At 65.8% G+C, this 10,478-nt stretch carries 12 protein-coding genes and 1 pseudogene; 12 read left to right on the top strand and 1 reads right to left on the bottom strand.

Going from position 1 to position 10,478, the window contains the following annotated elements; translation table 11 throughout:
• The 6 genes and pseudogenes from E7Z53_RS20065 to E7Z53_RS19595 form a co-directional block, all read left to right on the top strand.
• Window positions 1–185: pseudogene (locus tag E7Z53_RS20065) on the top strand (hypothetical protein); the annotation flags it as partial.
• Window positions 186–786: 601 nt separating this feature from the next.
• On the top strand, window positions 787–963 hold the full coding sequence (locus tag E7Z53_RS19615) for a hypothetical protein (protein ID WP_176338663.1): 177 nt from the start codon (window positions 787–789) through the stop codon (window positions 961–963).
• A 260-nt stretch (window positions 964–1,223) separates the two neighbouring features.
• Entirely contained in the window at window positions 1,224–2,432 is a 1,209-nt protein-coding gene (gene istA / locus E7Z53_RS19610) for an IS21 family transposase (protein WP_176338662.1), read from the top strand.
• Window positions 2,432–3,217, top strand: a complete 786-nt coding sequence (istB, locus tag E7Z53_RS19605; protein ID WP_176338661.1) for an IS21-like element helper ATPase IstB — start codon at window positions 2,432–2,434, stop codon at window positions 3,215–3,217. The genes istA and istB overlap by 1 nt, the downstream gene beginning before the upstream one ends.
• A 794-nt stretch (window positions 3,218–4,011) precedes the next feature.
• Window positions 4,012–4,275, top strand: a complete 264-nt coding sequence (locus E7Z53_RS19600; protein WP_047803041.1) for a type II toxin-antitoxin system prevent-host-death family antitoxin — start codon at window positions 4,012–4,014, stop codon at window positions 4,273–4,275.
• On the top strand, window positions 4,268–4,540 hold the full coding sequence (locus E7Z53_RS19595) for a type II toxin-antitoxin system RelE family toxin (RefSeq protein WP_176338660.1): 273 nt from the start codon (window positions 4,268–4,270) through the stop codon (window positions 4,538–4,540). Before E7Z53_RS19600 ends, E7Z53_RS19595 begins: the two co-directional genes overlap by 8 nt.
• Before the next feature lie 129 nt (window positions 4,541–4,669).
• Here E7Z53_RS19595 and E7Z53_RS19590 read toward each other — a convergent pair whose 3' ends face one another.
• Window positions 4,670–5,095: a DUF5956 family protein gene (locus E7Z53_RS19590; RefSeq protein WP_369598027.1), complete on the bottom strand. Its 426-nt coding sequence runs from the start codon at window positions 5,093–5,095 to the stop codon at window positions 4,670–4,672.
• A 13-nt stretch (window positions 5,096–5,108) separates the two neighbouring features.
• Between E7Z53_RS19590 and E7Z53_RS19585 the strand changes: the two genes are divergently transcribed.
• The 6 genes from E7Z53_RS19585 (at window position 5,109) to E7Z53_RS19560 (ending at window position 10,028) form a co-directional block, all read left to right on the top strand.
• Window positions 5,109–5,300 carry a hypothetical protein gene (locus tag E7Z53_RS19585; protein WP_176338658.1) on the top strand — a complete coding sequence of 64 codons (192 nt, stop codon included), beginning with the start codon at window positions 5,109–5,111 and terminating at the stop codon, window positions 5,298–5,300.
• Window positions 5,301–5,980: 680 nt separating this feature from the next.
• The gene (locus E7Z53_RS19580) at window positions 5,981–6,202 is read left to right on the top strand and encodes a hypothetical protein (protein WP_176338657.1); all 222 of its coding nucleotides are present in this window, start codon (window positions 5,981–5,983) and stop codon (window positions 6,200–6,202) included.
• 1,274 nt (window positions 6,203–7,476) lie between these two features.
• On the top strand, window positions 7,477–7,842 hold the full coding sequence (mobC, locus tag E7Z53_RS20955) for a plasmid mobilization relaxosome protein MobC (RefSeq protein WP_176338656.1): 366 nt from the start codon (window positions 7,477–7,479) through the stop codon (window positions 7,840–7,842).
• Window positions 7,839–9,035: a relaxase/mobilization nuclease domain-containing protein gene (locus tag E7Z53_RS19570; protein ID WP_176338655.1), complete on the top strand. Its 1,197-nt coding sequence runs from the start codon at window positions 7,839–7,841 to the stop codon at window positions 9,033–9,035. The genes mobC and E7Z53_RS19570 overlap by 4 nt, the downstream gene beginning before the upstream one ends.
• Before the next feature lie 210 nt (window positions 9,036–9,245).
• On the top strand, window positions 9,246–9,794 hold the full coding sequence (locus E7Z53_RS19565) for a phospholipase A2 (RefSeq protein WP_176338654.1): 549 nt from the start codon (window positions 9,246–9,248) through the stop codon (window positions 9,792–9,794).
• Between the two features lie 9 nt (window positions 9,795–9,803).
• Window positions 9,804–10,028, top strand: a complete 225-nt coding sequence (locus E7Z53_RS19560; protein WP_176338653.1) for a hypothetical protein — start codon at window positions 9,804–9,806, stop codon at window positions 10,026–10,028.
• Window positions 10,029–10,478 lie beyond the last annotated feature (450 nt).

The following is a 10,478-nucleotide window of genomic DNA, read 5'->3' as shown; positions in this document are numbered from 1 at the left end:
GTGACTTCGACATGAACTATCACGAGGAGCGAGGCTGGCCATCGGTGGAACATCGAAACGCTGCCTACCGGGAAGGCCTGAGGTTGGCGCAGGTGGTTCAGGAGGCCGTTGGTCCTGACGTTGAAATCACCTTCACGTTCTGGGAAACACTCGTGAACGGGCAGGACCTGCCGTTAGAAGGGTGACCCACAATGCGTGCGATTGAGCGCAGCGAGGAGCCAACCCGTAGCGTTTGACGAATGCAAATGCGACGCGGGGACCAGGACGCCAGGCACCGACGGGATATGGCTTGGATTCTGGTGCTGCTTGCTGGAGTACAGGTGGGTTTGCTGGGGGCGTTGATCGGTGTCTTGATCGAGGATCTCGTGGTGGGCACTGTCGTTGCTTTGGTCCCGGGTGCTGTGGCGGTGGGGATCTGGTGGCGGCGGTTTCTGGACTAACCGGCGTTGCCGGGCATGGAAAAAGCCGGGCAGTAGCCCGGCTTTTTCTTATGGGAGGCGGGGCCTGGTCAACCGGGCCTCCCGGGAAGCTGTTGGTGTAAGCACGCCAGTTCCCACCTCTAGTCTCGGCCGATCTTCGGTTCGTTCCCAAAAGTGACGGCAATGGGTGGGTGAGAGGTCCCGCCAAGGTCTGATCTGCCGGCACAGGCTGCTCAGCCGGGGTTGTCCCGGCAGGGCTCTGTCCCGGTCAGGCTGGACGGTGCGTGGTCATAAACCATGGGCCGGTTCGGGGAGCCGGGGGTGGCTTTCTATCGTCGTGGAGATGAGTAGAGAACGCGATGAGCCGATGAGCGAGGCCCAGCTGGAAGTCGCTTGGATGGTCGTGCTGCTGGGGGGCGCGCTGGTCCTCATGGGTGGGGTGGCCCTGAATGTGCTGATCGATCATCTCGCTGTCAGCTTCGCCTTGGCGGGGGTGCCGAGTGTGCTGGTGGTGGCAGTGTTGTGGCGGCGGTACGTGCACTAGGCCGTGCGTGCGGGCACAGAAAAAGCCGGGTAGCAGAGCCCGGCTTTTTCCGTGGGGAGGATCCTGTACCCCGCATCTCAGTGTCCTACACACCAGTTGGGATCCCTACTGCCACCAGGCGGAGAAAGTTATGTTCTATGTGCCATAGAACGGGATCGGTCTTCGGCCGGGCACCGCGCGGGGCGGGTGGGCGCTTGTCGACGCCGGACGAATACTGAGCAGATGCGACGGTCGAAAAGTGAGCACTCGACGATTGGAGTGTGATCACTGTGGAAGATTGGGCGTTGATCCGTCGGCTGCATGCCGAGGGGGTGCCGAAGTCCCAGATCGCGTCGCGGCTGGGGATCTCGCGGAACACGGTTGCCAAGGCCGTGGCCGCCTCCCGGCCACCGCGCTACGAGAGGTCTGCCGGGCCCAACGCGTTCACCGATGTCGAGCCGGCCGTGCGGGCGCTGCTTGCCGAGCACCCGTCCATGCCGGCCACGGTGCTGGCCGAGCGGGTGGGGTGGTCGGGGTCCATCACCTGGTTCCGGGACAATCTCCGAGCCATCCGCAGCGAGTACGCCCCGGTGGATCCAGCGGACCGGTTGTCCTACCGGCCCGGGGACCAGGTCCAGTGCGATCTGTGGTTCCCGCCGGCACGGATCCCGCTGGGCGGCGCTCAGCAGGGATCACCGCCGGTGCTGGTGATGGTCTGTTCCTCCTCGCGGTTCGTCACCGCGGTGATGATTCCCTCGCGCACCACCGGTGATCTGCTGGCCGGGATGTGGCATCTGGTGGTCGAGCAGATCAAAGGCGTGCCGCGGCGGTGGGTCTGGGACAACGAGTCCGGCATCGGTCGCGGGGGCCGCCCGGCCGAGGGGGTGGCCGCGTTCATGGGCACGATGGCGGCGACCCTGGTGCAGCTCAAGCCCTACGATCCGGAATCCAAGGGCATCGTGGAGAGGGCCAACGGCTACCTCGAGACCTCGTTCCTGCCCGGGCGCAGTTTCGCTTCCCCCGCCGACTTCAACGCCCAACTGCGCCAGTGGCTGAGGGCCGCCAACACCCGGCGGGTGCGGGCCATCGCCGCCCGGCCGGCGGAGCTGATCGCCGCTGATCGGGCCGCGATGCTCCCCGTGCCGCCGGTCGCCCCGGCGCTCGGGCACCGCTCTTGGGTGCGGCTGGGCCGGGACTACTACGTGCGGATGGCCGGCAACGACTACTCCGTGGACCCGACCGTGATCGGGGCCATGGTCGAGGTCACCGCCGACCTGCACCGGGTGCTCGTGCGCTGCCAGGGCCGGGTCGTGGCCGAGCACGCGCGCTGCTGGGCGTCAGCGACCACGGTCACCGATCCGGCGCACGTGGCTACCGCCGCGGTGCTGCGCCGGGCCTATCAGCAGCGCCCGCACCCGGGTGCCGAGGCGGATCCGCTGGTGCGGGATCTGGCCGACTACGACCGTGCGTTCGGGATCGAGGTCGCCTGATGGCCACCACACCGGCCGAGACGGCCAAGACCCTGGAGTACCTCACCGCCTCGTTGAAGGCGCCGCGGATCCGTGAGGCCGCCGCCCGCATCGCCGACACTGCCCGTGCGGGGCACTGGTCCTACGAGGAGTACCTGACCGCCGTCCTCGAGCGCGAGGTCGCCGCCCGCAATGCCTCCGGGGCCCGGCTGCGGATCACTGCCGCAGGCTTCCCCGCGATCAAGACCGCCGAGGACTTCGACTTCACTGCCCAGACGGCGATCACCCACACCGACTACGCCGCGATGGCCTCGGGCCGGTACCTGGCCGAGGCCGGCAACATCGTGCTCCTCGGGCCCCCAGGCACCGGCAAGACCCACCTGGCCACGGCCCTGGGCATCACCGCCTGCCAGCAGGGCCACCGGGTGCTCTACGCCACTGCCGTGGACTGGGTGCACCGGCTCAAGGGCGCTCACGACACCGGGCGCCTGGATGCCGAGCTGCGCAAGCTGGGCCGCTACCGGCTGATCATCATCGACGAGGTCGGCTATCTGCCCTTCGAGCAGGAGGCCGCGAACCTCTTCTTCCAGCTCGTCTCGACCCGCTACGAGAAGGCCTCCCTGATCCTGACCAGCAACCTGCCCTTCGCCCGCTGGGGTGAGGTCTTCGGCGACGTCACCATCGCCGCGGCCATGATCGACCGCATCGTCCACCACGCCGAGGTCCACACCCTCAAAGGCGCCAGCTACCGACTCAAGACCCTGGGCACCGACTCCCTGCCCAGCACCACCCACCAGACGAACTAGCAACACCAACTGCTCACTTTTGGGCCGTCGCTACTGCTCACTTTTCGACCGTCGTTGACAGCGCTGGGCATGGGAAAAGCCGGGCCATGGGAGAGCCCGGCTTTCCTAGGGCGGTATGCAGATCACCCACCCTCAGTGTCTGGGAAGCCCGTGAGCGTGTCGAGGGGGACCGGTTGTTAACGGCCCGGCCCCCCTCCAGGGGGGAGTGATGTGAGCACGAGTCCCCCGATTTCAGTGTGAAGAATGACCGCAGGTGCTTCCTAGCAGCCAGAGCTTTGTGTCGAGGGTTGGGTGGGTCGTTGGGGAAGGGGTGAACCCCTACTAGGTCCGCACATGGCCGACGCGACAGGGCGAAGGTCCGCCCGTGGGCCTACGCCGGGTCATAGGGCCAGGAAAGAGTTGAGCCCCGGAGATTCCAGCCTCCGGGGCTCGACTTCCCCGATTGATAGCGGCAATCAGGAGAAGCCTTGTGACCAGTGTAGGCACGACCCCTCTCCCGTCCACCAGCCCCGCCGCAACACGGCAGGCGGCTGTTCGGCAAGCGGTCGTTGACCCTTTGGGCGTGCACCACAGGAGAACGACAGTCCCCTAACCCTAGGGTTGCGGGACGTCTCGCCAGCATCACCCCGGCCCCGTGGAGTCCTCCGGATTTCCGCAGATCTCTGCGGCGTGGGATGGCCTGCAGCTATGTGCTGTAACCGGACAGGGGCAATCCTGTCGTGAAGGTCAGTTGCGAGACACGCGCAGTGAGTGCAGGCCTCGGCAACTGCACCGCTAAAATGTACAATTTAGCTATGATTCGGATTCCCGCAACGCAAGCCCGGCAGCGGTGGGCGCAGACGATGGACTCCGCCCGTCGGAACCCGGTGACGATCACGGACCACGGGCGAGAGACCGTGATGGTCCTGGACATCGAGATCGCCCACAGGGCGCTACGCGCCCTGGAAGACGCCGAGGACGCCGCGGCGGCTGATGCGGCTGCAGCGGCGATCGAGGCCGGCGAGGAAACGGTTCCGCTGGAAGACATGGCCCGCGAGCTCGGCTTGAAGCTTGAGTGAGCGGTATGCGGTCGAGCTGAGCAAGCGTGCCGCGAAGGAGCTCCGTAAGCTCGACCGACCCGTGCAAGCCCGCATCGTTGCCGCCCTCGCACTGTTGCGCGATGATCCCCGGCCGGCGACCGTCAAGGCTCTGGTGGGCCATTCCGGGTACCTGCGGGTGCGGGTGGGCGACTATCGGATCGTTTACACGGTCCACGAGGGAAAGCTCCTCGTGCTGGTGCTGACTCTCGGGCATCGAGGAGCTATTTACCGCGACCTACCGTGAGACCCCACTAGGGCCTGTCCCGCGAATCGAGGGATGTGCACGTGGTGAGCGCATAAACCGGCTCAGGTAGCTTGTCGTCGCGATCTCAGCTTGATGCGGCAGGGACACCTGGGTGTGCTTGATCTGTTCTCAGCCTCCGGCGTAGAGCTCTGCCATGGCGCGCTGGAGGAGCGGGGCGATCTCGGAGGGGCGCGGAACCGGGGAGGCGTGCTGGGCGATTCGCTGGTTGAGATGCGCCCAGAGCTGCCGGTCATCTCGGAAAATCACCGGCCGGCGGATCAACCACACCCAACCTCGCGGAGGCAGCGGGACTCCGGCGTCGAGTAGGTAGGACTCGATCTCCTCATCCACCAGCTCACGATCGGCCACCGTGAACGGCTCAGTCCAGGCACGGACATGACCGTCGGAATCATGGCACTCCACAACCACGGTGCGACCCTGGTCATCGACGGGCATCTTCCGGACGTTCACCGTGCCTGCCGCCCAGGCGGCCATCACCCCGAGCCCGTTCTCCGTGGCCACCAGCCACTCATCCCCAGGGCGGCCCTGAGACACCTAATCCCACTCCATGATCCCCATGGTGCTCCCTTCTCCAGCGACGACTTCGCTCGACTCGGCACACGCCGATGAGGACGTGCTGCGCCGCTGGGCGATCACTGCAGCTGTGGCCACCAAGCAGATCCGGGGCAGGGTGCTCACTGTGTTCACCGTGAACAGACGTCAAAAACAGGTGAACACAATTATGACTACCCCCTTGTGAACACACTTTTGGCCTGCAATAGCAGGGATGAGCACCCCTGGGGTGCTCACTGACACCTGTGCTCACCTCATGGAATGCTGTGACCATGACACCCCCGCCGAGCACCCCTGACTACCCGCCGAAAACCCCGACACAGGCGGTCTTCGGGATGAGGCGCGCCGCCGAGGTGGCGGGTGTCTCGGTTTCCACGCTCCGGCGGAATAAGGAGCTGCTGCGCGCGCATGGGGCGGTCATCGCCGCCGACGGGTGGCAGGTGCCGCTGAGCGCGCTGGTGGCTTCTGGGCTGATGCGCCGGACCACCCCTCCAGAGTCCTCAACCGCACCTCCTCAGGAGGCTCAGGAGGCAGGGACGGCCCGAGATCCGGGGGCGCTGACTGAAGCGCAGGAGCGCATCCGAGAGCTGGAGCTCGAAGCGCTGGAGCTGCGTTTCCGTGCTGAGAAAGCAGAGGCCATCGCCCAGGAGCGGGGCTCAGCGCTCGAGGCCGAACGCATGGCGCTGCGGATGCTCACGACAGGACCACCCACGGCCCCCGCCGAGCCGGGTCCAGAGTCCACCCCAGTCCCGGTATCTCCGCCGCCGGCACCTGAACAGACCGGCCCCGGGCCTGAGCCGGTCAGGCAGTCCTGGTGGCGACGCACCTTCGGGTAGATCATCAGGACAACGACGGAGGGAGACTGCGGTGGCGCAGAAGCGGCGGGCGACGGCCAAGAAGCAGCAGGGGAACGCGAAAAAGAAGAAGACTCCAGCCAAACCGCAGGACTGGAGTGCTGCGGTACGCCGCGCCGAGGCCGAGCTGAGACGGTCTACGGCCTCGATCGAGGCAGGGGAGACGTTCGCCTCCCAGAAGCGCACAGGTCGCGAGGGAGCACCCAGCAAGTACGGCGGCACGCACAACAGCTGACCACTGGGCTCCGGCCCTTGAGATACGACGATGGCCCGGCGCCTGCGCGCCGGGCCATCGGTCTGCGGGGCGAGGTGCCTTGCGACACGCCGGACCGCTTAAAGCGGAACGGGACCGCGCCAACGGTCCCGTATCCTGAAGCTGAACCAAAACAACGAGCCCATTCTAGCAAGTGCGCCAACGCTTGCAATGGAACCACCAGCGATGGACTACCTGGTGTCGGCCTGAGACGTGGCCGTAGAACAACACCTCCAGCCGACGGAGACACGGGGCATCGGGCCCCGGCGAGCTGATCCTCGCACCGCGGCCCTCCCCGGGTTAGAGCCGGTTCCTTTTGTCGAGCACGCAGACAGGGGCCGTCACCGGGTCGAGCAATCGCCGGGATCGAAGGAGTGCCAAGCCCTACAGCGACCAGATGTCGCCGGAGCTGCGTGCACATGCCGCCACTGCCCACGAGTAATGCCGTGGGCCGCGCTACCGGTCACCTAGTGACCCCCATACGGCCATCTCCGAAGTCTCGGGCTGGACACCTTGCGCGCCTCTCTCGTTCCCCTTCCCGGGAGCGTTAGAGGCACACCCCTGCCCGCCAACCAAGCAACCGAGCCCCAGGCTGGCCCGGCGTTGCCGAGATGAACAGTCCCACAGACCAACTCGGCAAGTAGGCGGTCAGGAAAAAACAGCACGAGCGTTAGCGAGTTCCTCTCCTCCAAGAAACCTGGCTCTACGCTGACCGGATGATCAGTAACAACCGGTACTCGATGATGGACTGCCTGATGTGTGACAAGGACGGTCCTCACTACCAGTACAGCCCGGACAAAGAAAACGTCTTCCAGTGCAGTCAGTGCTTCGCGATGTTCACTGACCCTTCCCCGAAGTGGTCCGCATAGACACTCCTCTTACCCGGGCGACCACAACCAGGACACCCCAGCGACGGGTGCGCTGTGTCCCTCGAGGTGATTGAGCTAGGGGTGGGGCACCTGAGCAGCTGATCTCACCAGAGCGGCGCGGTGAGCGCTGCGTTCGGCCGCGGGCGGCCTTCCACAGCTTCACCGCGCCGACCCTGCCGGAGCGCGCCCGCCACCTGTTTGGCGGTCTCGCGCCCTAGGGGGCACTCGACCGCCGCGGTGGACACGCTCCGGCGATGCGAGGTATGACTAGCGTTACGTTCGCTGGCGCTCACTGCACGCAAGTCTTCCTCGCCGCCTCCTCGCTTCGCTGCGGGGGCGGGGGGCGGATCTCGCAGAGCTCGACCCACCAAGGGAGGGGGTCACCTCGTGGCCGAGGAGACCGAAGGACCGGTTAAGCGCACCCGCGTGGTCGCGGTGCGCTTGACCGATGGGGAGCACGCCGCCTGGGCGGCGGCAGCTGCTGAAGCCGGCTCCGGGCGGTTGGGCACCTGGGTGCGCACCACCATGGCCGGCCTGCTCACCGGCCACCGCGCGGCGCCGGCCCGTCCCGGCCCGCCCCCGGAGGTCGCCGCGCTGCGGGCGGAGCTGGCCCGGGTGGGCAACAACCTGAACCAGGCCGTGCGCGCTGCGAACGTCTCCGGTCTCGACCGGGCCGCGGCTGCGGAGCTGGTGGCCCGGGTGGACGCGGCCGAGGCCGTAATGGGTCAGATCCGGGAAGCGCTGCGCTCATGATCGCCAAGATCACCCGTGGCACCCGGGTCGGGGACATTGCCGCTTACCTGCACGGGCCGGGGAAGACTGCGATGCACACCTACCGCGACCGGGCCGGGGCCGAGCAGGTCGGGGGCATCGTGATTGGTGGGACCTTGGCGATGCGTGGGGACACTTCCGGGCGTTGGGCCGCTGAGTTGCGCGAGGCGGCGGCCTCGCGTCCGGAGATCACCAAGCCGATCTGGCAGGTCTCCTTGCGCTGCGCCCCGGAGGATCGGGCGCTGACCGATGCGGAGTGGCGTGATGCCGCCACGGTGTTCATGGCCAGGATGGGTCTGGAGGACCGCCCGTGGGTGGTGGTCCGCCACGCCGATGACCACGTGCACCTGGTCGCCTCCCGGGTCACCGACACCGGGCAGGTGTGGCACGGGCGCCAGGACTACCGCCAGGCCCAGAGCGCGTGCGCGGAGCTCGAGCAGACCTATGGGCTGCAGGTCGCCCCGCGGGAGACCACGCGGGTGTCCCGGCGGGCGGCCGATCACCAGATCACGCGCGGGGAACGCCACCAGGCGCTGCGCACTCATCTGCCGCCGGAGCGGGTGGAACTAGCCACCGTGGTCCGGGCGTGCGCGGACCGGGCCGTTGGCGGCGGCACCGCGGCGTTCGAGAGCGAACTCGAGAAAGCGGGGGTGGAGTTCGAGGCCAACCGCGCCAAGACGGGGCGGATGTCCGGATACAAGTTCGGCACCGGGCGCGTGGACGAGGCGGGGCAGCCGGTCTGGTTCAAGGCCTCCCAGCTGGACAAGACCCTGGCCTGGTCCAAGCTCTCCCAGGTCCTCGACGCCCCCTCCTCGTCCCAGCGGGTGCAGGTGCCGGAGAAAGGACTCCTGGAGTCCAAAGCCAAGTACCAGGCCCGGATGGTCGACGCCCAGGCCGAGGCCACCCGGCGCCGGCACCAGCAGATCGGCCAGGCCCAACGGGCCGAAATGGGTGAAGTCGCCAGTTGGTGGGCAAAGCGCAACGAGACTGACCCCCGCCTGATCGCACACCGGGAACAGATTCAAGAGATTGCCCGGCTGCGCCGAGCCTACGCCGCTGAACAGCTTCCCCGCAGACGTCAGGTTGCCCGCACCTTGGCTCCAGAACCCGTCCTTCCACACCGGCAGGCTTCCTGGGGTCTGAACCAGGACAACGAACGGGGACTCGGACGCTGAGTGCTGCTGGTCACGGTACTGTCCCCGCCCGGAGTGGTCGTCGAACCCGGTCCGGGGCTACTGGGTGTGGGCGCCGAAGGTTCCTGTAGGCAATTTAACTTTGCTGATGATCTATCCCTGCTGACCGGGATAGCGGAGACAACACCACACGGCTAGCTTTTGCTAAAGCAACCGTTTCCGTAGTGGTGCGGTTAGTTCCCGGGAGGACTCATGCCGCACCGAAAAATTCTGGCCATGCTCGTAGCTGTGCTCCTGACCGGGTTGGGCTTGGCTACCCCAGCGATGGCGGCTTCCGGTACGGCAAAGACGTCAATTTCCCAGAGCGCGGCGGCCCGCCAGGTTTTCTCGCCGGCACAGCGGGCGCTCATTGACCGGACCTTTACCCAGCAGGAGATTGCTCAACTGCTGCAAGTGGCGACTGCTACCCCGCCGCCGAATGGAATGGTCAGCGCCGCCGCTGCTGCCCGCCCCTCGGTAGCTCGCAAGGTCGTCCCCAACGGGTGCACCCGATCACCGGATCGTTTCATCAAGGCCAACTTCAGACCTGCCTGTGACGCTCATGATCGCTGCTATGGAAGTTCGCGGAACCGTTTGGACTGCGACAAGGTCTTCGTGCAAAACCTGCAGTACGCCTGCCGTCTCGCCTACCCCTGGTACAACCCCGCACGTGGATACTGCTATCAAGCAACCGGTGTCTACTACACCGCGGTGCGAGCTGTGGGCGATGACTACTACAAGGGCACCGGACGGAATAACTAGGATGGCGCTATGAAAAGCATGTACCGCATTGGGCTTGTCCTCATCCCGGTCGGGGCAATCCTGGCCTTGGCAACCAAGGTGACATCGTCCTTGCAGGGACGCTACAGCGCGGACCCGGACATCGGTCTCGGCCTGCTTTTCTTGTTGGGCGTTGCGCTCTCCATCGTGGGGGTATGTCTGACTCTTATCGCCCGCCACGGCATGCGGAGCGAGAACGCGGCGACCACCCCGTGATTACAGGTGCCTCGGGTTGCCTGAGGTACCACGGGAGGAGCTGAGACTGGTCAGTCTTAGCTCCCCCTCATTCTTTCTACCGTGCCGATTCTTCTCACTTTGACAGGCATGGTGAGCTTCCCGTTATTTCGCAATGTGCAGCCGTCATGGTGACCACACTCTTAGGTAGCCAACCATGTGCAGTCGCAACTGGTTAGTGTGGGCCATGGCTATAGGAACTCCAAGGGGCAGGTCCTCAAGACTTTTTACCCTCGTGTGATCATTTCTAAGACCAATCGACGAGTGATCACGTTATACCCGGCAAGGGGTTGTTGATGAGCACACACACAACGATCAGAATGTTCAACGAGTACGGATGCTCCTGGCCGTTTTTCGGATGGGACAGTGCACTGGAACAGGACGATTTCCCTCTTCCTGCTGAGCTGTCTGACCAGCTCCTGACGTGGACTC

Origin of the sequence: Kocuria salina (assembly GCF_013368965.1) — a bacterium.
In the GTDB taxonomy this organism is placed as follows: Bacteria; Actinomycetota; Actinomycetes; order Actinomycetales; family Micrococcaceae; genus Kocuria; species Kocuria rosea.
Note: the sequence above shows the minus strand (reverse complement) of the source record. Positions and strands in the feature narration are given on the sequence as shown.